This is a genomic window from Microcoleus sp. AT8-A3 (genome assembly GCF_036705675.1).
In the GTDB taxonomy this organism is placed as follows: Bacteria; Cyanobacteriota; Cyanobacteriia; order Cyanobacteriales; family Microcoleaceae; genus Microcoleus.
In genome coordinates, this window is the sequence record NZ_JAUBVD010000011.1 from 1 (window position 1) to 26125 (window position 26125).

The following is a 26125-nucleotide window of genomic DNA, read 5'->3' on the forward strand; positions in this document are numbered from 1 at the left end:
CTCGTCTAATTAATTAAATAAGGATCGCTAATTAAATAACTTACAATTTTATTTGTTATTGTGGGTTGGGCGTCCCGCCCGTCCTTTTTGGACGGGCGGGACGCCCATCCCACTTTCAAAAGTGGAAGTTATTTAATTCTCATTCCTAATAGCGACTGCTCAGGGAGATTGTGCTGTATTTTAACAAGAAAAACTTATTTGAATACCTGTAGTAATCTCGCTATGGCTCCTTTTAAATTGCTATTAATTCCGATACTTAAATATTTTAGCACCCTCATTTAGGCACTGTCCACAACTAGATTATTGGGAATCAAGCTAAAAAAAATACGTAGAATATCCGGCTTTTGTCTGCTTAGGGAGCTTTCTACTGAGAGTAGTTGGTTTCAAAACAGCGAATTACCACGAATCAATTACTAATTGCCGATTAATTTATTCAGAGCGATTCTGTTAGTCAAGTAAATTTTTATCGTTTTTTATCGCTGACAGCTAACCTTCAGCCCTAGGATCGGCTATATAATGTATTTGGAAGTACATTAATTTGTCCGCAAAGCGGTATAGTCCCATCGCCGCCGATCGCGTCAGCTTCTAAATAAACATAGTCCGCTGTCAATAACAGCAAGGAAGTGGGGAATCATGTCCAAAATTTTAGTAGTGGACGACGTTAAGAGCGAACTAGAAATCATCTGCCGCATTCTTCAAGATGCCGGATTGGATGTGATCCGGGCAGGTGACGGCGAAGAAGCGATCGCCATGATCCGCAAAACCCGTCCGGCTTTGGTCGTTTTAGACGTAGTGATGCCGCGAATGAACGGGTTTGAAGTGATCAGAGAATTGCGGGGCGATCGCACAACTGCCAAATTGCCCGTAGTATTTTGTACTCATAAAAACACCGAGATCGATAAAGCTTGGGGAACTGATTTAGGGGCCGACGCTTACGTCAGTAAACCCTTTGAACCTCAACAACTCGTCCACATAGTGCAGCGCCTGCTTTCAGCGTAAACCGAATATAAAGCGATCGGCCGCTTCCCAAAAAACATTATACCGACAAACCCCGTTTTTTTTAATAAACTGGGTTTTTGAATTCCATAAAAGTTTATGTTTAATGATAAAAACCTGCTTATTTGCCCAACCGCGATTTATTTAACGGAAACATTTGAGGCACCCAAAGTGATGCTGAAAAACTCGATGGGCGATCGGCTTTAGGGTCAAAGCAACACTCTAATTTGTAAGCTACACTAGAAACTAAAAATAAGCCATGAAAATAACGGCTCCCCCCGCTGGGGGGAATCAGACAAGTGCAACAAAGCAATTTCTCCTGTTCGGTCAAGGAGGCAGTCTGTTCGGCATAGAATTAGAGGCAGTGCGGGAAGTCCTTTCCCTCAAGGAACAACCGATTTCCCTGGTTCCCAATACCCAGCCATTTTTGCTGGGATTAACCAACTTGCGGGGCGAAATCTTAGCAGCGGCAGACTTTGGACTGTTTGTAGGTATTGAGTCGGTTGACACCTACCACCCAAACAGCCGCATCTTAGTGGTAGAAGCGCCCGATCCACGAGACGTGAGATTGTTGTCGAAAATGCGCCTGGGATTAGCCGTCTCCCGCGTCGAAGGAGTTTTACCTCTCAATCCCGATCGCATTGTCTCAGCACTAGATGTCAGTCCTGACCTAGCTCCATTCTTAAAAGGTCTGTACAATTCCGAAGGACGCTTGCTAATGATTGTCGATGTAGAAGCGATCGCCCATTCCGAACGCTGGTAAAAATCAACAATACAGATAAGTCTGCAACGGCTGTGCATGAATAAATTTAACTAACGATCGCCCGCATCCGATTTGCCCATCCTTAATCTTATGATCGAAATTCTCTATACCTGGATCGCAACGACTTTGACTCTGACATTGCCTGACTTTTCCCAATCGGTGGTAATTGGAGCTGCTAATTGCATCATTTGTGTGTGTTACTTTGCCATCGCCTGGATAATCAGCTTAGGTTTGTGGCGAAACCGTCAATTCGGGTTCGACATCTTCGCCACAGCCACAGCAGGCATATTTTGGAGCTGCGCTTTCGGCCACAGCGGCCACGCCGCCGAATACCTAGGGCTGCCCCACTCTCAGGTGGCACAAAGTGTGTTCGATTGGATAACTGTAATGGTGGCGCTCGTTTTTTTGAGTTTGTCCAACCGTTACGGATTCTTAGTAGGTTCCAAGCAAATCTTGAGCTCTAAAAAAGAAACAGAACAAGCACTGAGCGAAACTACCCAGCGATTTCACGCAATCTTCGACCAAGCTTTTCAAGCGATCGCAGTATTAGATCCAGACGGTACTCTGATCGAAGCAAATCAGACAGCGCTAGAATTGGGCGATTTCCAAGCATCAGAAGTGCTGGGGCTGAAATTTTGGCTGACACCAGGGTGGGCATCATCTCCAACCAACCAGCAGCGCCTAAAAACGAACATTAAACAAGTCTCGGCAGGCAAGTTTGTCCGGGAAGAATACGAAATCACTGGCCCCAACAACCATGTGACAGTAATTGATGTGTCCTTTAAGCCCCTGTTAAATGAAACAGGAGAAGTATTTCAAATCCTCGCCGAAGGCCGCGACATTACCCAGCGCAAACAGACAGAAGCGACCTTGCAGCAGCTAACGGCAGAACTAGAGCAGCGAGTGAATGAAAGAACCGAGCAGCTCCTGCAAACTAATGCACAATTGGAACAGGAAATTCGCGATCGCACCACAGTACAAGAGCAATTAAAAGCCTCAGAAAAATTTTTAAACAACATCCTTAACAGCATCCCCGACCCGATTTACGTCAAAGACAAACAGCACCGCTGGTTAATATTAAACGATGCTTTTTGTCAACACCTAGGTCACAGCAGAGAAGAACTAATTGGCAAATCCTACGACCAGTTTTTGCCCAAACAGGAAGCAGAGACATATCGAAAAAAAGACGAATTAGTTTTTTTGACAAATACCAGCACCGAAATCCAAAAAACTATCACAGACCAAGCAGGAAACACCCGCTTTGTCTCCGCCAAAAAATCTACCTTTGTAGATGCCGACGGTAGACAATTTCTCGTTTGCGCGATTAGAGATATCACCAATCGCGTGCAAATGGAAGAACAACTGCGGCAGACACTGGCAGAAGTAGAAAGCTCCCAAAACTTGCTGCGAACAGTCATTGACGCTACGCCAGACTGCATTTTTGTCAAAGATCGAAACTTGCGCTACACCCTAGTCAATGCAGGTTTCGCCGCCGCCTTCGGCAAAACCCAAGCAGAAATTATCGGCAAAGACGACGCAGAAATTGGTATATCGGTCGATCGCATCTTCGCCAACTTCCAGGCCGAAACCGATTCCGAGAACCAAATCCAAAACTTCCGGGCCGGCAACCACCTCGCGCCCGCCTCCAACGACTTAGCCACCTTAGCCGACGGCAAAGTACACACCTTCGACACCCAGAAATTGCCCCTCAAAGATGCAGAAGGCAACATTTTAGGAATGGTCGGCTTCGCGCGCGACATCACACAGCGCCGGAAATCTGAACAAGAACTCTTGCGATTCAAAGCAATTTTAGAAACCACAACAGACTGGGTAGGCATAGCCGACACCCAACAGCGCACCATTTATATCAACCGCGCAGCCAGAGAAATGTTGGGAGTTGGCGAGGACGCCGATTTAACCGGAATCCGCATTTCTGACCTGACATCCCCCAAAAGTATCGACACTCTTGTGAACGTCGGCATCCCCGCAGCTTGCCGGGACGGGGTGTGGAGCGGCGAGACAGTTTGGCAGAGTTTAGACGGCGAAGAAATACCAGTTTCTCAAGTAATTGTTGCCCACAAATCCGAGAATTCAGAAGTTGAATTTATCTCAACGATCGCCCGCAACATTACAGAACGCAAGCGCACAGAAGAAGCCTTGCAGCAGAACTTGCAAATGCTCGATCTTGCCAGCGATGGCTTGATCGTTCGGGATATGGACGGCACCATTAATTATTGGAGTCAGGGAGCCGAACGGATGTACGGCTGGACAAAAAAAGCCGCCATGGGGAAAGTCACCCATACTCTATTGCACACCATTTATCCCCAGCCTTTAGCCGCTATTTCGGCACAGTTAGAAGAGCAGGATTATTGGGAAGGAGAAGTAATTCACACCACCAATTATGCTACCAAAATTACCGTATTCAGTCGCTGGAATTTGCAGCGAGATGAACAGGGAAAACCGAAAGCAATTTTAGAAACTAACAACGACATCACGGAGCGCAAGCAAGCAGAAATCGAAAAGCAAAGATTGATTTCGCTCGTAGAAAGCAGCTCGGATTTTATCGGCACTGCCACCATGGAGGGAGAGGCAACATACCTGAATGTCGCGGGAATGAAACTAGCAGGATTGCCAAATATTGAAGAAGTCAAAAGCAAAAGTATGTATGACTTCTTCTCAGTAGAAAATGGTAAGATTTTCCAAGAAGAAATCGTGCCGGCTACTGTGCGAGACGGTTTTTGGCAGGGTGAATTCCGGTTGAGGAACTTTCAAACCGGCGAAGACTTTCCGGTTGACTTCACCCTATTTACGGTCAAAAACCCAGAAACCGGCGAGCCGATCGGGTTGGCAACAGTTAGTCGCGACATCACCGATCGCAAACGCGCAGAAGAGATGCTGCGCGATCGCGAAAGACTGTTCCGAGCCATTTTTGACCAATCGTTTCAATTAGTGGGGCTGCTCAAACCAGACGGAACCGTTTTGGAAGCCAACCAAACAGCCCTCGACATCGCCGGAATGGAGCGCGAAGACTTCGTAGGCACGCAGTTTGCAGATAATTTGTGGTGGCAAATTTCCCCAGAAGCCAAGCAAAAAGTGCAAGCTGCGATCGTAAAAGCCGCCGCCGGCGAGGTAGTCCGCTACGAAGCCGACGTGCTCGTTGCTGGGGGTGCTGTGATAACTGTGGACTTCTCCCTCAAGCCGATCGTAGACGACAGCGGCAAAGTCGTGCTGCTGATTCCCGAAGCTCGCGACATCACCGATCGCAAAGCCCTAGAACGAGAATTAGTTTTGCGTCAAACCCGGTTTGACGCATTTTTCACAGCCGCCCCGGCCTCAATGTTTATTTTTGACGAGCAGTTGCGCTTCGTCCAAGTTAACGAGAAATTAGCGGAAACCACAGGCGTCTCAGTTGCCGAACACCTCGGCAAGACGGTGAGGGAAGTTGTACCCCAAATGGTCGATACCCTACAGCCGATGTTGCAGCAGATTCTCGCCACCAACCAACCGTTTTTAAACGTTGAGGTGTCGGGTACAACCGTCAACGAACCGGGCCTCGTGCGAGATTGGCTGGCGTCATATTTTCCTTTGCCCGGAGCTGACGGCAAACCCATAGGTGTCGGCGGTGTGGCGATCGAAATTACCGATCGCAAAAAAGCAGAAGAAGAGCGCGATCGATTTTTTACCCTTTCCCTAGACTTGATTTGTATTATAAGTTTTGAAGGCAAATTCAAGCGTATCAATCCCTCTTGGGAAAACACACTCGGCTACAAGGCGCATGAACTCGAAGACAACTATTATATCGATTTAGTCCATCCAGACGATCGCGAATCAACCCGAAAACAAGCGGAAAAAGTAGCTAGTGGCGCCGAATTAAAATCTTTTGAAAATCGCTACCGCTGCAAAGACGGTTCCTACAGGTGGCTGTCGTGGAAAGTGCGACCTGTAACCGAACAACAGCTCATGTATGCAGTCGCTCGCGACGTTACTGAAAGCAAACAGGCGATGGTGCAACTGGAAAAAACAACAGCCCAATTAGCCCGTTCCGAAGACCAATTTCGGCAACAAACCAATCTCTTGCAACTGCTAATAAATAGCATTGGCGACGGCATAATTGCTGCCGACGAAAAAGGCAATTTTGTGTTGTTCAATCCCGCCGCCGCAGATATCTTTGGCACGGGTTCGACAGATACTCTTCCCGACGAATGGTCGGCAAGATACGGTTTATTCTTGCCCGATACGGTAACTCCCTATCCCACAGCCGAGATCCCCTTAACACGGGCAATTAGAGGAGAATCTCCTGAGAACGTAGAGGTTTTCACCCGCCACGCAGGGAATCCAGAGGGCCTGTGGGTGAAAATTACCGGCCGGCCACTCAAAGACGAAACGGGCGCACTCAAAGGCGGCGTAGTCGTTTGCCGCAACGTCACCCAGGAAAGATCGTCCCAGCAGCAAATGCAGCAGTTGGCCGAGACACAGGAACGCTTGCTGCAAGAACTCAAAACGCGGCAAAATGCCCTAGACGAATCGGCGATCGTCAGCGAGACCGATCTGCAAGGCATGATTACCTACGTCAACGACGGATTCATTGAAATCTCCGGTTACAGCATGGGAGAACTCCTGCACCGCAACCACCGCCTCGTCAATTCCGGCTACCATCCCAAATCATTTTTTGAAGAAATGTGGGTGACACTTTCTCGCGGTTTGGTGTGGAAAGGGGAAATCAAAAACCGACGCAAAGATGGCTCGTTTTACTGGGTAGATTCGACGATCTCCCCCATCTTTGATACCAGTGGCACAATAGTCAAATATATCGCCATTCGCTTTGACATTACCGAGCGCAAAGAGGCAGAAGAACGACTAGGAAAATTAGCAGCAGAACGTAAAGCTGAAGCTGATTCTCTGACGCAGCAAGTCCTTAAATTGTTGGGAGAAATTAAAGGCGCGGCTCAAGGCGACTTGACAGTCAGGGCGGAAGTGACTAACGATGTTTTAGGTGCTGTCGCCGACTCTTTCAACTTCTTAATCGGTTCTCTGCGGAAAGTAGTAACGGGAATTCAAACTTTAGCCGAACAGGTAACATCTGCCACCGACGAGTCAATTAACAATACCAGTCAACTCACCCAACAGGCAGAAATTCAAGCAGCAAAAATATCTGCCATCATGCGCGAAATAGAGCGGATTGTGAATTCGATCCGCGACGTGCGAGATGTTTCGGTGCGGGCAGAAACCGTTGCCCAGCAGTCTTCTCAAACGGCTGAAGTCGGCGGTATGGCGGTCGATCGAGCTGTCGAAGGTATTAACGGGCTCCGGTTGACGATCGCCTCTACCTCGAAAATGATGAAGCGTTTGGGCGAATCTTCGCAGCAAATTGGCAAAATTGTGACTTCGATTTCTCAACTTGCTTCGCAAACTAATTTATTAGCTCTGAATGCTACTATTGAGGCGGCGCGAGCCGGCGAACAAGGTTTAGGCTTTGCAGTTGTTGCTGAAGAAGTGCGGAAATTAGCAGAAAGATCCGCCGGCGCTACTGAGGAAATCTCGGAAATTGTCGGTACGATTCAAGAAGAAATCAGCCGCGTGATGAAGGCAATGGAATCGGGGACGCTGGAGGTAGTGGAAGGCACTAAGCTAGCAAGCGAAGCCAAAACTCACCTCAATGCCATCATCGAAGTTAGTCGAGAAATGAATGCTTTGGTGCAGAATATTACTATCGCATCTGCCAAGCAAACTGTTTCGGCTGAGGGAATTGCTAACAGTATGCAGCAAGTCAACGAGATTGCGAATACAACTGCACAAAAAGGTGCGGATGTCAAAGCATCTTTGGACGAGCTGTCTGGTTCTCTGGGCCAATTGCAAAAGTCGGTGGCGAATTTCCGCAGTTAGTTATTCGTCATTAGTCATTAGTCATTGGTCATATTAAATCCGGTTAAATACCACAATTCTGTAGGGGCGGGTTCATCAAAAATCTTGAATTATTACCGACAATCTGCATAAACCCGCCCCCTCTCCCAACGCAAAAAGTGCGCTCGCATTTCTGTCGTTGGGGCAAGAAACCGGGTTTCTCCGAAAAATTCGGGTTGAGTACGATAAATCTAGGAAGAAACCCGGTTTCTCCGAAAAATTCGGTTTGAGTACGATAAATCTAGGAAGAAACCCGGTTTCACCAGATTATTTGAGTGGTGCGGGTTGAAATGAACCGGACATAATCTAAGAACTGACTAATGACTAATGACTGCTAACCAATGACTAATTTAATATGAATGATGACGATTTAAACGAATTAATAGATGCTTTTACCGCAGAATGCGAAGAGTTTCTTCAGTCAATGGAGACGAATCTGCTGGCGATGGAAGCTGCGGGTTTGAAAGAGCGACAAGCTGCCGTTAAAGAAATGTTTCGGGCGGCTCACTCGATTAAAGGTGCGGGTTCGATGTTGGGCTTTCAAAACGTATCGGCGGCGGCTCACACGCTGGAGGACTGTTTTGTCATTTTGCGCGATCGCACAGACTTGGCGGCCCTGGAACCGACTACTGTGAGTGTTTTGCTGCAGGGGGTGGATGCTCTCAAAAAGATTACGCTCGAATCAGTTCAACACTCCGATGTCACAACTCCCGATCAAACCGAAAACTTGGAGGCGATCGCCCAAATTTTCGCCCAGTTCCAGGCCAAGTACGGCAAGTCAGAACCGTCGCCAGTCACCGCAGCCAGTCAATCGCCCGCCCAGGAAACCCTGAAACTGATTTTTGAACAGCAAGTGCCGGCACTCTTCAATCGCCTAGAAACCGAGCTTTCCCAAGCTGACGAGGCAGATTTGGCAACAACTGTCACCGCCCTCAAGCAGGTTTACTACCAACTCTCCGGTTTGGCTGGAATGCTGCAATTGCCGGATTTTGGGAAAGTCGCCGCCGCCCTCAGCGCTTTGATCGACTCTCCCGACTTGACTCTACAACGGTTGCAATCCGACGGTTGGGCGATCGCCCAAAACTTGCAAACCGCACGCCAACAAATATTGGAAGGAAGGGCGATCGACCTCCCCGAAATCTCCCCCTCCCCGACTCCCCCCGACTCCCCCCGACTCCCCGACTCCCCCCGAATCTCCCCCTCCCCTTCCCCGACTCCCCCGGAAATCTCCCCCTCCCCGACTCCCCCCGACTCCCCCCGACTCCCCGACTCCCCGACTCCCCCGGAAATCTCCCCCTCCCCCTCCCCAACTGTCCCCCCCTCCCCGACTCTCCCAGTCCCCAACCTGCAAAGGCCAACAATCCGGGTAGACTTAGAACGCTTAACTGAATTGGTGAATTTAGTCGGGGAATTAGTCATCAACCGTACAAATTTAGAACTTCAAGAATCCGAACTGCGCGGCGAAGTCAAGCGCATCCGCCGCAATATCGTAGATTTAAACCAATTCGGCGGTCAGTTGCGAGAAGAATACGACAGACTGAGCTTTGCAGAATGGAGAGGGGGAAACGGGAACTCTGGATTGGGAAAACTTGCAGCAGCAGAACCAGAATTCCCCATGATTGCTAACGGCAAATCCTCTCCGGTTCATGCTCACTTCGATATCTTAGAGATGGATCGTTATACAGAGTTCCACTCGACAGCCGCAGAAGTCATCGAAACTGCCCAAGCAATTTCTCACTCCGCCACCAAATTAGACACCTTAGCCATGAAATTCGAGCGCAGTACCGACCAACTGCGCCGCATTACCGAACAACTACGCAGCCGCGTCATGCAGTTGCGAGTCGTGAGTTTCAGTCGCGCCGTCGATCACTTGCCCAGAGCGCTGCGGGAGATGTGCCTCACATACGATAAAGATGTCAACCTGCTGCTAGTGGGAAGAGATACCAAAATTGACGAAAGTTTGCTCGAGGCTTTGCGCGACCCCTTAATACACTTAGTGAGAAACGCTTTCGACCACGGCATCGAAATGCCCGAAGTTCGGCAGGCAAGCGGCAAGCCGGCCAGCGGTCAAATAGAAATAGAAGCCCGCCACCAAGGCGGCCAAACTATTATTACTGTCGCCGATGACGGCAAAGGCATTGACCCGGAAATGATTCGCCGTAAAGTTGTCACAAAGGGTTTGGCTACGGAGGAACAAGCTCAAGAATTTTCCATTGCCGAACTCTACGATTTTCTGTTTTGGCCGGGTTTCAGCACTACAGAAGGGGTCAGCGACCTTTCGGGGCGGGGAGTCGGGCTCGACGTGGTGCGAACAAATTTGCGGACTGTGCGGGGGACTGTGAAGGTAGACTCTCGCCTGGGAAAAGGTACGAGTTTTATCATTAAACTGCCACTGCTGCTGTCGATTACTGATGCTTTGATGGTGAAGACAGATCACAATAAAATAGCAGTGCCACTGGATGCAGTCGAGGAAATTCTGCACATTAAAGCGTCGGAAGTTCACATTGCCGGCAATCAGCCGATGCTGTGGTGGCGAGAGGAATTTATTCGTTTGGTGAGGATGCAAGATTTGCTCGAATACAGCGTCCTCCCGCCGGATGCCCCCTCTCCTGACCCTTTGACCCAAGAGGAAATTCCTGTCCTGGTTTTGGCTTCTACCGAAGGAATGCTGGCGGTGGCCGTGGAACGGCTGATCGGTCAGCAGGAAATTGTGGTTAAACCTTTGCCACCGCCTCTATCCAAGCCTCGCGGCGTTTTGGGGACTACGATTTTGGGGGACGGGCGCGTGGTGAATATTCTGGATGTGGACGATTTGGTGGGCCAACCTGTGGTAAATAGTTCGATCGCCGCTGTCTCCGGTAAAGTGCAGGAGATGCCGGCGAGTGCGAGTCGGTCACCGCAGATTTTGGTAGTGGATGATTCCTATACAATTCGCCAGTTGTTGTCTCTGACGCTGACTCGTGCTCGCTACCGGGTGGTACAGGCGAAAGACGGCGTGGATGCCCTGGAAAAGTTGCAAAATGGTCTTGATTGCAGTTTGGCGATCGTGGATATTGAAATGCCTCGGATGGATGGATTTGAATTGTTGCGATCGATCAGATCGACCCAGCGGTTTGCTAAGATTCCCGTAGCCATGCTGACATCCCGTAGCGGGCCCAAACATCGGCAAATGGCAATGGAATTAGGCGCCAATCAATACTTCACCAAACCTTACAGCGAAGCCCAACTTTTACAAGCTATACCCAAATTAATCCACCACTCAATAATTTAAGCCAAAATCTCAAATCTCCACTCAAATAATCCCTAATCTCAAACAAAACTTAGATCAAAAGTAATTGCACCAGCGAATAATAGTGGTCAACTACGCAGCCGACTTACCTACTAAAATCCAATAATCTTCAATCCAATAATCCTCAATCTAAAATCTAAAATCTAAAATCTAAAATCGAATGACTCACGCCAATTACAATCGCCGCTTTCGGAGCAAGAAACAAGCCACTGTTAGAATTGCCCCTAAAAAAATGGTTTCCTTTGAACTGGGGAACGTCTACTATGCTGTTCCTATAGAACGAGTGCAGCGTATTGTTAAAGACTTTACTCCCTACGGTTTTTTAGATAGCGGTCAAAGTTTAGTGCGACACCAAGAAGAACTAATTACGCTGATTAGTTTATCTAAAATATTTCCCAGCATCCAGACTATTGCCGACAACAACTACCTGATTGTTTGCAGTTTAAATAAGAGCGATCGCCTGGGAATTCCGGTTCCTAATATGCCGAAAATATTGGAAATATCCGAAGAAAACTTATGCGAAATTCCCGAATTGTACCGCCAAGATCAACTCCCTAACGCCGTAGAAAAGTTAATTCGCTCGCCAGACGGTACAGAAGTTTTTTATCTAAACTTAGAGCTATTTCACCAGAGGATATAATCAGAGTTTTCTGATTGAATATATCGCCATTTTTTTACTCTATGTTCGCAATCCGTGACGGCTAGCTATATTAACCGCCATGCAATTAAAGCTGCTGTTTTACCTTTAGCCACTATCGGTTCACAAGGTTCCACCGTTAGATGTTGTGACATCCCTTGATAAACAGCATCAGAAATAGTAATTGCACCACCAGGCGTGGCACTTTCTAAGCGTTTAGCTGTATTGACAACATCACCAATCACCGTATAAGTCCGAACATCTGCACCGCCAAATAGCCCTTCAATAACGCTTCCGCAATGCACCCCGCATCCCGCACCAATTCCATATAATTCAAGCATTTCTGAAGCAGCTTTACTCATAGATTTAGCCGCAGCAATTCCCTGTTGTGGCGTAGCATAAATAGCCATAATTTCATCGGCTGTAAAAGTTATTCTTAAAGGCTGAAACTGAGAAGCTGCTGGTTCAACACAACGGTAATATTCATTGAGAACCGCTGCAACTGTCTCAGGGGAAGTTTTTTCGCACCAACTTGTAAAACCGCGAATATCCATAAATAAAATCGTGCGATCGCACTTTTGAAAAGCCAAACCTGCTGGATTATTAAGCGCTGTGTCTACTACATGACTTCCCATTCCCCATTTTGCCATATTTCCTAGTAGTTGAGCTGTTTTTTCTAGCTGCTTTCTTTGTTTTACAATCTGTAGTGACTGCAACCCCAAAAGCAAACCGATAAACACCATACTCCAAGTAAGAAACCAGTGCGTTGCCGTCCGCGAAAATGTCACTATCAATTCTAAATTAGCAATTAAATATTGAGACTTAATCCCAATCACAACATAAAAAGCTACCACCATCAGAGCCCTTACCAAACTTTCCAGTGGAATCAGCCAATCATCAATACCCTTAGCCCAATGGAATCGCAATCCTTGCAAAGTAGCAATCATCAGAGAAAATAACCAAAAGACAATGTGACTCAGATTTTGGAAAAAATCTAGCCCGTCTATCGGCACATCAATCAGCGTATAGATACCAACGCAGATCAGGTTTCCCCAAAAACGGTGGCATTTCGAGCTCGACAGATACCAAGCCTGAACAAGCATTGCTACTATCAGTAAATATTCAGTTGGGTCTGTGATAAATTGGAACAAACCCGCTAATATCAAGTCTGATAAAGTCTTCAGAATTAAAAAGTGACCGCTGTTACTTAATACTTCACTGAGAAATGCACTGGTGCGACTTCCTTGTAGCCGACTTTCCCATACATTTTTTGAATTTAGACTTTTTTTTGCCGTTTCAATACCTCTATTCATCATCTTAATTAAAGGTCAGTGACCAGATAATTATTGTATACCAGTTCCCCAAAAAAGATGCAACTGTAAAGAGGATTAAAACCACGATATTCATCAGTCATTCCCGGAAAAAAAATCTATAGCGGTTCTCAAAAAAGTGAGATATGCCCTATGCCCTATGCCCTATGCCCTATGCCCTATGCCCTATGCCCTATGCCCTATGCCCATGAGTACCTCATTTTTCTGAGAAAGGCTATATTAGCTATCTTCCTCTGTTGTTTGCGGGCGACGTTTCCGAAAAATACCAGTCATATTGATTCCTGTTACCAGCAGCAAAATCACACCCAAACCCACCAAAAACACATAGATTGGCATCAAAAAATCTCCCAAATATTCTCCTTGGTGGATATTCAAAAAAACTTCTCCTACCTCTTTCGGCATCTTAAACCAGCTTCTGCCAACTCGATAGATTACACCTGTCACCGTACTGACTGTTAAAGGCAATAAAATAATCGGTGCAGCAATACGGTGAACCTTACGAAAATCAAGTTTAGCACCTGGTCTTTCAGGGCGTGCGCCACCCAAAAATTTGGTCATCGTCAAACCAGTGACTATCAGCCCAATCACTCCCAAAGCCAGCAAAAGCACATAAAAAGGTCTGAGTTCCTTTCCGAGATAGCTTCCTTGGTGAATCACCATAAAAATCTCGGCAGCATCATCTTCTATACCAAACCAACTTTGTGCGATCCGATAGGTAACACCAGTTAATGCAGTCAATAGTAAAGGGATGAAAATAATCGGTGCAACTTGGCGGTGAAGTTTGCGAAAATTAATCCTAGCCATCTATTTATTCTCCTATTTTTTAGAGGTTTTGTTGTTGACAAATCAGATTCTCTTGGACGCACGGGTAGGCAGAAACCGGGTTTTTGCGAAAATATTTTGTGATCCCCGCAGATTCGGTAAAAAACCCGGTTTCTTTGGTCAAAATGGGTAATTCATGTTGCAAATAATTTCATTTTGATAGAAAGTGCCGTCACTTGTGTATCCATAATTGCTAAAACTCCCTGAAGTACCGCTTTGATAACCATAATTACTATGACAAAACAAAGTAAAGAACTCGGAAAGACCTAAAATGTATTTCATCCGCCTCCAAAACCTCCTAAATAGTCCTGGACGCACGACATCTATATCTCGTGTGAATGTAGGGGCAATCCCCCCGGTGGTTGCCCTTATTCCTTGGTCTCTTGCGTAAGTCCTGCTCAACCATTGAACCAGCAGCAAGTTTAAAAGCTTGTTGTCCTTGGGTACTTTCAATCACTAATTCCCCGCCCGTATAACTTGCAGGATAGCTGAGAAATAGAGTGAGAGACAAATCCGATCGCATTAGTTCTTCATCTCCCATAATCGCATTATCAATATGTGTGCCGTAGTACATTCCTCCCTGATAGCGACTCAACATAATCGGACGCATCGCTTTAGGGCGCGCCGCTATTTGGAATAAAGAATTTCGTTTTAGTGCTTGGTTGACTAAATTTCTGAGTTCTTGAGTTGGAGCCGCATCATTTTTTAGTTGAGCGTTATTTTTTACTTGTTGGGCGTACCAACCTGCTGTTAACTTCCCATCAACAAATTCAGCATTGGAGAAAGCGGTGAACAAGGAGAATCTGGGAAGAAGAGTTAAGGTTTTTTATTAATATCAACTCTTAAGCTACTGAGGATAATTTTACATGAAAACAGCTACCTACTCCTAGCTGACTGGTAACGCTAATTTCTCCTCGATGGCTTTGGACAATTGCTTGGGCGATCGCCAATCCCATCCCCAAACCCCCTTCGCGGCGATTTCTGGCTCGATCTGCTCTCCAAAATCTGTCGAAAACTAACTTTACATCTTCTGGAGCAATGCCGATACCAGTATCCTCTACACTCACAATTGTCGATCGGTTCTGTCTGCTCAGAGAAACAGTCACACTTCCGCCCGCTGGTGTGTAATGAATTGCGTTTCCGAGCAAGTTGGAAAACAAACGAGTTAGCTGTGCAGCATCTCCCATTACAGACGTATTAATGGCTAAATTTGACTTGAGAATAATTTGCTTTTCTTGAGCTTGCAGTTCCCACAAATCTAGCAAATCCTCTAATAGTTCATCTAACGGCACCGCTATCCACTCGCGGGCGATCTTGGCTGCTGGTGCATCCATTCTAGTTAATAAAAGTAAGTCTTCAACTAACTGAGTCATCTGTTTAGTAGCAGAGGCGATCGCCGCCATTTTCTTAACATCCGCTGCATGAATTCTCTCTGGATGACTCTGCATAACTTCCACAGAAGTTTTAATCGCTGTCAGCGGACTTCTCAACTCATGGGAAGCATCAGCAGTGAATTGTTTTAACTGCTGAAAACTATCCTCAATTGGCTTGAGAGATTGCTTAGTCAGCCACAAACCACCAACCGCAGTCAAGCTCATAACAATAATACTCCCATAACCCAAATTCCAGCGGAGTCTGCTGAGAACTTCTTCGACTTCTTTAGTAGATTCGCTGGTGCGAATATAACCTTTTAATTCTTGCTTTTTATTATCATAAGAAATGTAAACTGGAATGGTCGCCGAGCGAATTTGCCCGTTTTGTATGGTTTGGAAACCCGATTTTATCGGTACTGGCGGTAAAGTATTGCCGGAATTTCCTAACATTTTACCTGCTTCATTAAACCATTCTACAGCTTGATCTGGTTCCCGCAGATTTTGCCAGGGAATGTCTAAGTCTCCGTCTTTATCTAACTGGCGCGTTACTTTTTTCCGATGGAGTTCAATTTGAATATCATCATTGCGCTGTTCACTTTCTTGGTCAGATTCATCGCCTTTTTTTTCTGGATTTTCTGAAATATGCTGCTTTTCGATCGCAACTAAACTGTGAGAAGCTGCTTGAGCCAAAACCTCCAATCTCTGGTCTAATTCTTGATACAGACTGCTGGCAAATAATTCATAAACAGCAATAGCAGAAGCTCCTAAAATAGCTACCATTACTGTTAAGTAAGATAGCAATAAACGCCATCCCAAAGCTTGAAATTGGGGATTAGAGGTTTTGGTTGAGCCGATAACCGATGCCATAAATAGTCTCAATAAAATTAGCTGGTGCACCTGCAGCTTTCAGTTTTTGCCGCAAACCCCGGAGATGAACTTTTACGGTTTCTTCTCCTGGCGAGTCTTCAAAAGCCCATATATGGTCTAGGATAGCACTCCGTGTTAAAACGCGCCCTCCTGTTCGCAGGAATAATTCTAGCAAACTGTACTCCTTTGGTGTAAGATGCAGCAAATTATCGCGATAAGTAACTTCGCAGGTATTCGGGTTTAAACGCAGATTTTCCCACTCTAATACTGGTGGTAAAGTTGTACTTCCCCGCCGCAGTAAGGCTCTAATTCTTGCTGCTAATTCGGGCAAATCAAAAGGTTTAACGACATAATCATCGGCTCCCGCATCTAATCCCATGACTTTATCATTGCTGGTGTCTCTGGCTGTTAGCATTAACACGGGGGTTTTTAAACCTTGTCGGCGCAAGCGCTGACAAAGGCTAATTCCATCTAATTTTGGCAGCATCACATCTAGCAGAATTAAGTCATAAGTAAAAGCTTCTGCAAAGTTCCAACCTTCTTGACCGTCGGCGGCTATATCTACGGCATAATGTTGGTCGGTGAGGGCTTCTGCTAATGCTTGGGCAATGCGATAGTCATCTTCTACTAACAGAATCTTCATAGCTCGCTGCTAAATACTGACTGCTAAATACTGACTGCTAAACAGCAATATAAAAGATAATTGGCACACCAGACGGTTCCGAAGTATTTGATCTAAGTTGAGATTTATTGATCTCAATGTAGGGCGTTCGCTTTTCGGAGTATCATACAATATCAATGGTATTTTTGCACTCTTGTTATTTATTTATGAGAAAAATCACAATATTATCGATCGCCCTACTAATTTTTGCAGCAACTCTCGAACTGCCGAAGGTGGGGCTGCAACTAAGTGCGATCGGGCAAATAGAAACACCCCAACCAATCCCAACACCCCAACCAATCCCAACACCCCAACCAATCCCAACACCCCAACCACAAACACCCCAACAAATCCAAACACCCCAACAAATCCAAACACCCCCAATCCAAACACCCCAACCAAAAGCAAACGACCCCAAAAAGCTCGGCTACGTCTCCCCACAATTTGCCGAAAATTTCTCCCAGCAACAAATCGACCAAATCAACGCCAACGTCGAAACGCTGCTGCTAACTCAAAGCTGCTCCCGCTGCGACCTCCGAGCCGTAAAATTAGTTAACCTTAACTTAAAAAATCCCATCCTGACAGGATCGGATTTATCAGATGCCAACCTCAGCGGTAGTCGCTTCGAGATATCAGATTTTGTCAACACCAATCTAGCTCGCACAAACTTAAGCGGAGCCGAATTAGTAGGAGCGAGAATCAGCAACGCTAACCTTAGAAAAGCTAACTTGACAAAGACAAATCTAGACGGTGCAGACTTGCGATTTTCTGACTTGAGAGATGCCAATCTTTCCGATGCCAACCTCCGCAATGCTAATATAGATGGCGCTACTATCGATCGAGCAAGTATGGCCGGCACCACAATGCCAGACGGCAGAAAAAATCAATAATATAGTCTCGTTTCCGGCGCGATTGAAATCGCTTCTTGTCAAACAAAGTCCGCATGGTGCGCGGACTGCATCCCTTCCAGGCTCTGCCTCCTTGTCCTTGTTCCCAGGCAGAGCCTGGGAATAAACACCTAGAGGCTCTGCCTCATTTCCAGATTGTTAATTAATCCGTGTATCCGTGTCCAAATCCGTGTCGTGCCTTCCTTCTGAATCAAACAGCCAAAAACCTCTGAATCACCTCATCACTTAACTCGCTAGTGCTTCCCGAAGCCACAATCCCGCCTTTTTGCATAGCATAATACCAGTCAGCTTGCCGCACAAAATGCAAATGTTGCTCCACCAACAAAACAGAAATTCCCCTAGTCGCAACCACACGGCGCACCGCAGCTTCAATATCTAAAATAATCGATGGCTGAATCCCCTCCGTAGGTTCATCCAAAACCAGCAACTGCGGCTCACCCATCAAAGCCCTAGCAATAGCTAACTGCTGCTGCTGTCCCCCGCTCAAATCACCTCCCAGGCGATCGAGCATAGTTTTCAAAACCGGAAATAACTCAAAAATTTCATCAGGAACTTCAGGATTTTTGGTTTTGCTTGGTTTCGCTTCCAAACCTAACAAAAGATTTTCTTTTACAGTCAAACGTGGAATAATTTCACGCCCTTGAGGCACATAACCAATGCCTAATCTAGCCCGCTGGTAAGTCAACTTAGAAGCAATAGATTGTCCGCCAAAAGCAATAGTGCCACTGCGCGGTTGCAGCAACCCCATAATCGTTTTTAGCATCGTAGTTTTGCCCACACCATTGCGGCCGATCAAGCAAACCATTTGCCCAGCATTTACGCTTAAATCGACATCGCGCAAAATGTGACTTTCGCCGTAATAAACATTCAAATTAGAAACTTGTAGCATAGTTTTTAGATGGGTAATGGATAATTGGTAATTGGTAATTGGTAATTGGTAATTGGCCTCGTGTCCGTTGAATTACCCGCGCTCAAATTTGGTCGCTGGGGCGGGTTTCTGTAGATTGTCGGTGAGGATGAAAGATTGTTGGTTAACCCGCCCCTACAAATCTTGTGGTTAATTTACCAAAGATGATACGTCAACTGTCAACTGTCAACTGTCAACTGTCAGGTTTTCCCAAATATACCTCAATTACCCGATCGTCATTTTGCACCTCATCCATAGTCCCCTCACACAAAACCGCACCCTGATGCAACACCGTCACCTGCCGCGCAATTTGCCGCACAAACTCCATATCGTGTTCAATTACCAACACCGAATGACTTTCGGCCAACGAAATCAGCAACTCCCCAGTTAACATCGTTTCCTCATCCGTCAAACCCGCCACAGGTTCATCTACCAACAACAAATCAGGAGATTGAGCCACCAACATTCCAATTTCCAACCATTGCTTTTCCCCGTGAGAAAGCAAACCCGCCGAAATATCAGCCTTAGCAACTAAACCAATGGTTTCTAACAAACCAGAAACCGTGCGTTTTTCAGCAGCAGAAGCAGGCTGGAACAAAGTTGAAAAAACATTTTTGTGGCGACTGCAAGACAATTCCAAATTTTCGCGTGGCGTTAAATTCAAGTAAACTCGCGGCGTCTGAAACTTGCGGCCAATTCCCAAACGCGAAATCCTATCTTCCGACAACTTGCGTAAATTTTGTCCCTTAAATAACACCCTGCCCTCAGTCGGCTGCACCTTCCCAGTAATTGAATCGAGAAAAGTAGTTTTCCCCGCACCATTGGGCCCAATAATAACTCGCAGTTCGCCCGCATCCATACTAAAATTTAAACCGTTGATGGCTTTAAAACCATCAAAACTCACAGTCAAGTTTTCTATTTCTAATACTTTGCCATTCATAGGTAATTTCTCCGGGTAGGGTGCGTCAGTTAAAAGTCTCTCGGTAAGCCAGAAAATCTGTGGGCTGACGCACCTGAGAGCGCTGATTTTCTCTGAGAAGGTGCGTCAGTTAACAGTCTCTGGGTAAGCCGGAAAATCTGCTAGCTGACGCACCCTACACAAGCACATAAATGGTTATTTTACTCTAAACTAAAACTGCTAGAGCTGCTCGAAATAGGAGGTGGAGAAGCAGCTAAAATCCGTTCAGCTAACTTCGAGAGTGGCAAACTTTGCACGTATACTTTTCCCGGCCCAGTCATCTTTGCCAAAAACAAGCCTTCACCTCCAAATAAAGCATTTTTAAACCCGCCAACAAACTGAATATCGTAATCTACAGTCGCTGCAAAAGCTACTAAACAGCCGGTGTCTACTCGCAACACTTCGCCAACTCCCAAATTTTTCTCAACTATTGTTCCTCCCGCATGAACAAAAGCTAGCCCGTCACCCTGCAACTTTTGCAGAATAAAACCTTCTCCGCCAAAGAAACCGGCACCGAGCCGCTTCGTGAAAGCTACCTCAATGTCAATGCCGTTGGCCGCACAGAGAAATGAGTCTTTTTGACACAAAAATTTACCGCCAAGTTGGCCTAAATCAAGGGGAATTACTTTACCCGGATAGGGGGCGGCAAAAGCTACGCGGGCTTTACGATTTCCGGCGTTGACAAAGGTGGTAATGAAAAAACCCTCTCCTGTCAGCATTCGTTTGAAACCTTGAAATAAGCCGCCGCCTGTGGATGTTTGCATTTGGATGTCGCCTTCCATGTATGTCATGGTTCCAGCTTCAGCCCTGACGCCTTCTTTGGGGTCGAGTTCAATCTCGATGAGTTGCAAATCGTCGCCGTAGATTTTGTAGTCAATAATATCTGCCATATGTTGTCCCTCAAGTTAAAGAACGAAGCTACTTGCTACGGATATCTAAGTAGGTGGACATATATATTGCGTCTCCTCAGAGAGAAACGCAGATTTTCCCAAGTCTATTGCGATTGCTTTGTTTGTCTGTTGTAGGTGACATTTATTTATGTCAGCCTACTTATAAATTACACGATATTTTTGCACTCAATGTTCAAGTTCTTCTTTTTCGAGCTGCACTTGGGGGTCTTGTTCCAGGCTGGGGTAAGTAGATACGTACTTCGGTTTTCTGAACAAGCTGCGGATTTGGTCGAAACTTTGATCTTGCAGCCATCCGACTATGCCGTCGGGCAGGACTGTGACTACTATTAAAAATAGCGCGCCTTGGAAAAATAGCCACACTTCGGGAAATTGTTCGCTCAAAAAACTCTTGCCAAAGTTGACTAGCAGCGCTCCTAATATTGCTCCAGATAATGTGGCGCGGCCTCCCACTGCGACCCAGATTACCATTTCAATTGAAAAGGCAATATCCATTGCTTTTGGCGAAATGATTCCGGTTTGTACGGTAAATAATGCGCCGGCAATCCCGGCTAAACCGGCGGAAATTGCAAAGACTAAAACTTTATATCCTGTGGGATTGTAACCTGAGAAACGCAGGCGCACTTCGTCGTCGCGAATTGCTACTAGCAGGCGACCGAAGCGTCCGCTGGTCAGCCATCGGCAGAGGGCATAACTTGCTGCTAGAAATAGTATGGTGAGAATGTAGAAAATATATTGAGTATCTCGGTCATTGACTGTGGCTCCGAACAAGGTTTTAAAGTCGGTGAGTCCGTTGGTGCCGTTAATCAGTTTTTGCTGACCGTTAAAGAAGTTGAAAAATACAATGGTTGCTGCTTGGGTAAGAATTGAAAAGTAAACGCCTCGAATCCGATTGCGGAATACTAAATAACCTAAAAGTGCACCCAAGATGGCGGGGATGAGAACTATTGCTAATGCTGAGAAGGGAAATGAATAAAATGGTTGCCAAAACCAGGGGAGTTCGGTAACGCCGTAGAGGTTCATAAATTCTGGCAATTGACTGCTGGCGGTTGGGGGAATTTGCAGTTTTAGGTGCATGGCGAAGGCGTAGCCGCCGATCGCAAAAAACACCCCATGTCCTAAACTAAGTAAACCCGTGTATCCCCAAATTAAGTCTATGCCGAGGGCTGCAATTGCTAGTGCTAAAAATCGCCCTAATTGATTGAGCCGAACGTCGGGGAGTATTCCTGGGAGGAGTAAGATGAATGTGAGGGCGATCGCGCTGACAATTGCCGCTTCTTTTACCCAGGGTTTTTGATGTTTTTTCTGCATTTTTCGCTACACTCGCAGTTGTAATTTTTAATTTTCTACCGTCCGCCCTTTTTGCGGGAAAATCCCTCCCGGCTTCACTTGCAGAAAAGCCATAATTAAGGCGAATACCATTACTTTTGCCATGCTGGTTGTGGCGAAAAATGTGAAGAAGTCGGCTAAAGGCTTGATAGGAGCGAACATTAATGCTAGAGTTCCCGAACCGATCAGGTAATTGGCAGTGCCGATCGCGATCGCAGCAACTACACTCCCCACAATCTTGCCAACACCGCCCACAACCACCACCATAAAGGTATCGACTATATAATTTTGTCCGGTATTTGACCCTACCGAACCAATCAAACTAATCGCGCACCCAGCGACACCAGCCAAGCCTGAACCCAAAGCAAAAGTCAGCGCGTCTACTTGTTCGGTAGGAATACCCAAACACGCACTCATGCTGCGATTTTGCGTCACGGATCTAATCCGCAATCCCCACACAGACTTTTGCAAAAATAGGTAAATTCCCGCCAAACAAATTCCGGTGAGGACAATAATAAAAATTCGCGCGTAGGGCAACTGAAAATTGCCCAGCGGTATGCCGCCCCGCAACCATTGCGGTGCAGTCACGTCCACATTTTGAGCGCCAAACCAAGGTTGAGTTACGGCCAGTTTGTAAGTTTGCCCTAAAAAGGTGCTCACCGCCCAGGAAATACCCAAAGATAAAGGCAAAATTATGGCGATAATTGTGCTGCGAATGCGATCGAAATCCAGGCGCGATTTCAGCACCCGCAAACCGCCAAAAAACAGCAAACAAAACACCGCAATCCCAATTACCAACACCCAACTCACGCTGCGGACAAACTGCTGCAAAATTAAACTTACGCCCCAAGTTGCCAGCAGAGTTTCTAGCGGCCGCCCGTAAAGATAGCGAATCACTCCCCGTTCGAGAATTAATCCTACCAATGCAGCCACTAAAAAAGCTAGGGGAATTGCAAATAAAATGTAGGTTTCAAAAGCAAATCCTCCGATACCTTTGAAGACATTTTGCACTACGAAAGTTGTATAAGCCCCCAGCATCATCAACTCGCCATGAGCCATATTAATTACGCCCATCAGCCCGAAAATAATCGCTAATCCCAGGGCTGCAATTAGTAAAACAGCGCCGATGCTAAGGCCGTTAAATAAACCATCTAATATCGCCAATTGTGTTACTCCTGCATCAAGTCGGTTAACTTTGTTCGCGGATAATTAGGGGCTGATTTTACCCCATTGGTGTCAAGTTAAGCATCGAGTTTTATATAAAAAATGCTTAGATTCAGTATCTCGATTCCCCTAAATCCCCCTTAATAAGGGGAGTAGGGGTTGACTTTGAAGAGTCCAGTTCCCCTATATTAAGGGGGAATTTGAAGACTCCGGTTATATCATGTCCGATCGAGTGACTGCGATTAAAAGGGCGGGTTTTTGAGATTGTCAATTATTGGCAGATATTTTTCGTGAACCCGCCCCTACCGTATTAGGAGTAATCGACCGGACATGATATTACCTCTTATTAACGGGAGTAGGGATTGACGAAAGAATGCTCTTACTCCCCCCTTGGTAGGGGCGGTGCTACCCCTACTCCCCGTGCCCGCCCTTGGCTAGGGGGGATCGGGCTTCACCCAAGCGTATTGAAATTGGTATTACCTACTTATCAAACTTTGAATTTGCCACCTTTTGCGGGGTCTGACCAATCGCAAGCAAAGCCTTGTGTTTCAGCAACAAATTGATTCCAAGGCACCGGCTTCACTGCTTCGGGTGTAGCAAATGCGATGTTAAATAAACCGTCATCTCTAACTTCGCCCAACCGCACAAATTTAGAAAGGTGATGGTTAACTTCCATCGTTACTGTGCCCCCCGGCGCGTCAAAGGTTTGACCCAAAGCGGCTGCCCGTACTTTTTCCAAATCGTCGGCTGTCCCTGCTTTTTCGACAGCTTGCTTCCACAGGTAAACCATGATATAAGCTGCTTCCATCGGGTCATTGGTCACTCTATCTTTGCCGTATTTTGCCTTGAAAGCTTCCACAAATTTTGTATTGGCCGGAGATTCCACAGTCATGAAGTAATTCCAGGCGGCGTAATGGCCTTTAAGATATTCTACGCCGATCGCCTTTACTTCTTCTTCTGCAATACTGACTGACATTGACGGATATTTGTCCGGGCCCAAACCTGCACCCTGCAACTGTTTGAAGAATGCTACGTTGCTGTCGCCGTTGAGGGAATTAAAAATGACGCCGCCGTCTGGCAAAGCTGCCTTAATTTTACTAATAATTGGCGTGACTTCTGTCCCACCCAAAGGAATGTAATCTTCCCCAACTAATTCGCCACCTTTGGCTGCTAGCTGGGCCTTGATAATTGTATTGGCAGTGCGGGGAAAAACGTAGTCAGACCCGACTAAGAAGAATTTTTTGCCTTTATTTTCTAGCAGCCAGTCCACTGCGGGTTCGATTTGTTGGTTCGGGGCAGCCCCAGTATAAAAGATATTTTTGGAACACTCTTGACCCTCGTATTGTACGGGATACCAGAGCATATGATTTTTTTCTTCAAATACTGGCAATACTGCTTTGCGGCTAGCGGATGTCCAGCATCCGAAGACGGTGACAACTTTATCTTGGTCGATCAATTTTTTGGCTTTTTCGGCAAAAGTCGGCCAGTCTGAGTTGCCGTCTTCTATTACTGCTTCGATTTGTTTTCCGAGAACGCCACCAGCTTTATTGATTTCTTCGATCGCTAATTGTTCGGCATCGACAACGCTTTTTTCGCTGATGGACATCGTGCCGCTCAAGGAATGCAAAATTCCTACTTTGATCGTGTTTCCGCCCCCGGCTGCTGCTGGTGTAGTTCCTGTTGATGTGGGAGAAGCGGCTGGAGTTGCTGTTGGAGTTGGAGTTCTACAAGCTTTTAGAAATAAACTTGATGTTAGGGTAGCAGAACCGTATAAAAGGAATTTCCGCCGATCGAATCGCTTTGTCATTTTTTCTTGTTACTCTTGAACAGATGAGTCTGATGATTGAGAATAATAACACATAGCGACTTGATATTAAGACTCGCGTCAGCAGACTGTTGTATTTTTAGCTACAAAACTTATTGTTTTTGACAAAATGAATGTTTTGTGGGGATTGAGGGCAACTGCGGCAGAAACCGGGCTGATACCATTTTAGATTTTAGATTTTAGATTTTAGATTGACTGATGACATCAGGGTGGGGATCGCGGGCTTACCGGATTTTTTGGGGAAACCTGGTTTAGACACCAAAATACGTCTTTTCAGCAATTACTGTGTAATTAGAAACCGGTTTCTTTACATAAATTATCTTATTGATGCTACCAGTTAGGCAGCAACCGGGTCGATCGCACACTCATAGAAAGCGGGTTTCTCGCTCTCGACAGGTTATTGATGCTAAAACTTAAGCAGCAACCGAGTCGATCGCACTTGCATAGGCGAGTATCAAAGCAGGTGACGATCGCACTTCGCTTTGAGTACGATCGTCACCTGTAGAAATACCCCTAATTTATGGAGAATAGCGGACTCGAACCGCTGGCCTCTGCGGTGCGATCGCAGCGCTCTACCAACTGAGCTAATTCCCCTGATTGAGTTTTAATTTAGCATTTTAGATGCGAGATTGCCGAATCTAAAAGGCTGACAGGTTTTGCTTGCTCTCACGTTCGCAGACCGTCACTTACACTAGCACGTAACTGCTAAAAAGGTCAAGTGTTTTCCGCAGCCGGCTCAGTGGGGGCGATCGAGCAAAATGCCGCCACTCTATCCAACTCTAAATCAGCAAAATAGTCCACCGTCCAATTAGCTTGGCGCTGAATCATGTGAAACGGGTAAGTGTGAGTCACCCCCGCAACCTGAATCCCCGCTTTTTTCGCCGCTTCAATCCCCGCAAAAGTATCTTCTACCGCCAAACACTCGATGGGTTGCAGGTTAAAGTCGGGATATTTCTGGTTGAGAAGTTCCACAGCCAATAGATAGCCGTCGGGTGCTGGTTTGCTTGCCGTCAAGTCATCGCCTGCAACAATTAACTCAAAGTTTGCTGCCAAACCGGCCCGATCTAACACCAATTCTATATCCGATCGCAGTGCCCCGCTAACTACGGCCATTTTCAGTCCGGCGGGCCGAATTTTATCAATAAATTCTGCCAAACCCGGATAAATCGGCAGTTTCTCCAAAGTATCTATTTGAGCTTTGTAAGCTTGGGCCTTGCGCTGCAGCAGTCGATCGAGATATGTTTCTGTTAGATATCGTCCCCGGCGCTTGAGCAGTTCGGTAATGCAAGCGCGATCGCTCCTTCCCAAACAAATTTCTCGAAACTCCCCACGTTTGAGCTGGAGATTTTCATCGAGCATCAATTGTGCGATTATTTTCTCGTGAATTGGCTCGTCATTAACAATCACACCATTAAAATCAAATAAAACTGCTTTTAGAGTCATTAGTCATTAGTCATTAATCATCAGTCATTAGCAAGTTAGTAGG

At 46.2% G+C, this 26125-nt stretch carries 18 protein-coding genes and 1 tRNA gene; 6 read left to right on the plus strand and 13 right to left on the minus strand.

Annotated features, from left to right (window positions below; genetic code table 11):
* Nucleotides 1–633: 633 nt before the first annotated feature.
* The 5 genes from QUB51_RS08850 (at nt 634) to QUB51_RS08870 (ending at nt 11589) form a co-directional block, all read left to right on the plus strand.
* Nucleotides 634–999, plus strand: coding sequence for a response regulator (locus QUB51_RS08850; protein WP_333231571.1), 366 nt, complete (start codon nt 634–636; stop codon nt 997–999).
* A gap of 256 nt (nt 1000–1255) precedes the next feature.
* Nucleotides 1256–1759 carry a chemotaxis protein CheW gene (locus tag QUB51_RS08855; RefSeq protein WP_333058426.1) on the plus strand — a complete coding sequence of 168 codons (504 nt, stop codon included), beginning with the start codon at nt 1256–1258 and terminating at the stop codon, nt 1757–1759.
* 90 nt (nt 1760–1849) lie between these two features.
* Complete coding sequence (locus tag QUB51_RS08860) at nt 1850–7642, plus strand: PAS domain S-box protein (protein WP_333260825.1); 5793 nt, start codon at nt 1850–1852, stop codon at nt 7640–7642.
* A 373-nt stretch (nt 7643–8015) separates the two neighbouring features.
* Nucleotides 8016–10931 (plus strand): hybrid sensor histidine kinase/response regulator, encoded by a 2916-nt coding sequence (locus QUB51_RS08865; protein ID WP_333260821.1) that lies wholly within the window; start codon nt 8016–8018, stop codon nt 10929–10931.
* A 178-nt stretch (nt 10932–11109) separates the two neighbouring features.
* Complete coding sequence (locus QUB51_RS08870; RefSeq protein ID WP_333058420.1) at nt 11110–11589, plus strand: chemotaxis protein CheW; 480 nt, start codon at nt 11110–11112, stop codon at nt 11587–11589.
* 65 nt (nt 11590–11654) lie between these two features.
* On the opposite strand, the gene QUB51_RS08875 is transcribed toward QUB51_RS08870, so the two are convergent.
* From QUB51_RS08875 to QUB51_RS08895, 5 genes are all read right to left on the minus strand, one after another.
* On the minus strand, nt 11655–12902 hold the full coding sequence (locus QUB51_RS08875; protein ID WP_333058419.1) for an adenylate/guanylate cyclase domain-containing protein: 1248 nt from the start codon (nt 12900–12902) through the stop codon (nt 11655–11657).
* Nucleotides 12903–13136: 234 nt separating this feature from the next.
* Nucleotides 13137–13721: a PepSY domain-containing protein gene (locus QUB51_RS08880; protein WP_333260818.1), complete on the minus strand. Its 585-nt coding sequence runs from the start codon at nt 13719–13721 to the stop codon at nt 13137–13139.
* A 316-nt stretch (nt 13722–14037) separates the two neighbouring features.
* Nucleotides 14038–14535, minus strand: a complete 498-nt coding sequence (locus QUB51_RS08885) for a Fe2+-dependent dioxygenase (RefSeq protein WP_333055592.1) — start codon at nt 14533–14535, stop codon at nt 14038–14040.
* 46 nt (nt 14536–14581) lie between these two features.
* Nucleotides 14582–15979 (minus strand): HAMP domain-containing sensor histidine kinase, encoded by a 1398-nt coding sequence (locus QUB51_RS08890; RefSeq protein WP_333210694.1) that lies wholly within the window; start codon nt 15977–15979, stop codon nt 14582–14584.
* Nucleotides 15945–16622 (minus strand): response regulator transcription factor, encoded by a 678-nt coding sequence (locus QUB51_RS08895; protein ID WP_333055594.1) that lies wholly within the window; start codon nt 16620–16622, stop codon nt 15945–15947. The genes QUB51_RS08890 and QUB51_RS08895 overlap by 35 nt, the downstream gene beginning before the upstream one ends.
* Before the next feature lie 185 nt (nt 16623–16807).
* Between QUB51_RS08895 and QUB51_RS08900 the strand changes: the two genes are divergently transcribed.
* Nucleotides 16808–17530, plus strand: a complete 723-nt coding sequence (locus tag QUB51_RS08900) for a pentapeptide repeat-containing protein (RefSeq protein WP_333055595.1) — start codon at nt 16808–16810, stop codon at nt 17528–17530.
* A 208-nt stretch (nt 17531–17738) separates the two neighbouring features.
* On the opposite strand, the gene urtE is transcribed toward QUB51_RS08900, so the two are convergent.
* The 8 genes from urtE to QUB51_RS08940 all read right to left on the minus strand — a co-directional run bounded on the left by urtE (nt 17739) and on the right by QUB51_RS08940 (nt 26082).
* Nucleotides 17739–18437 (minus strand): urea ABC transporter ATP-binding subunit UrtE, encoded by a 699-nt coding sequence (gene urtE / locus QUB51_RS08905; protein ID WP_333055596.1) that lies wholly within the window; start codon nt 18435–18437, stop codon nt 17739–17741.
* Nucleotides 18438–18648: 211 nt separating this feature from the next.
* On the minus strand, nt 18649–19395 hold the full coding sequence (gene urtD / locus QUB51_RS08910; protein WP_333055597.1) for an urea ABC transporter ATP-binding protein UrtD: 747 nt from the start codon (nt 19393–19395) through the stop codon (nt 18649–18651).
* 179 nt (nt 19396–19574) lie between these two features.
* Nucleotides 19575–20303, minus strand: coding sequence for a TIGR00266 family protein (locus QUB51_RS08915; protein ID WP_333055598.1), 729 nt, complete (start codon nt 20301–20303; stop codon nt 19575–19577).
* Nucleotides 20304–20489: 186 nt separating this feature from the next.
* A complete protein-coding gene (urtC, locus tag QUB51_RS08920; RefSeq protein WP_333055599.1) occupies nt 20490–21632 on the minus strand; it encodes an urea ABC transporter permease subunit UrtC in 1143 nt (380 codons plus the stop codon).
* 27 nt (nt 21633–21659) lie between these two features.
* Nucleotides 21660–22814 carry an ABC transporter permease subunit gene (locus QUB51_RS08925; RefSeq protein ID WP_333055600.1) on the minus strand — a complete coding sequence of 385 codons (1155 nt, stop codon included), beginning with the start codon at nt 22812–22814 and terminating at the stop codon, nt 21660–21662.
* A gap of 487 nt (nt 22815–23301) precedes the next feature.
* Nucleotides 23302–24621: an urea ABC transporter substrate-binding protein gene (urtA, locus tag QUB51_RS08930; RefSeq protein WP_333055601.1), complete on the minus strand. Its 1320-nt coding sequence runs from the start codon at nt 24619–24621 to the stop codon at nt 23302–23304.
* A 539-nt stretch (nt 24622–25160) separates the two neighbouring features.
* Nucleotides 25161–25233: transfer RNA gene (locus QUB51_RS08935), tRNA-Ala, on the minus strand.
* Nucleotides 25234–25353: 120 nt separating this feature from the next.
* Nucleotides 25354–26082: an HAD family phosphatase gene (locus QUB51_RS08940; RefSeq protein WP_333260814.1), complete on the minus strand. Its 729-nt coding sequence runs from the start codon at nt 26080–26082 to the stop codon at nt 25354–25356.
* Nucleotides 26083–26125 lie beyond the last annotated feature (43 nt).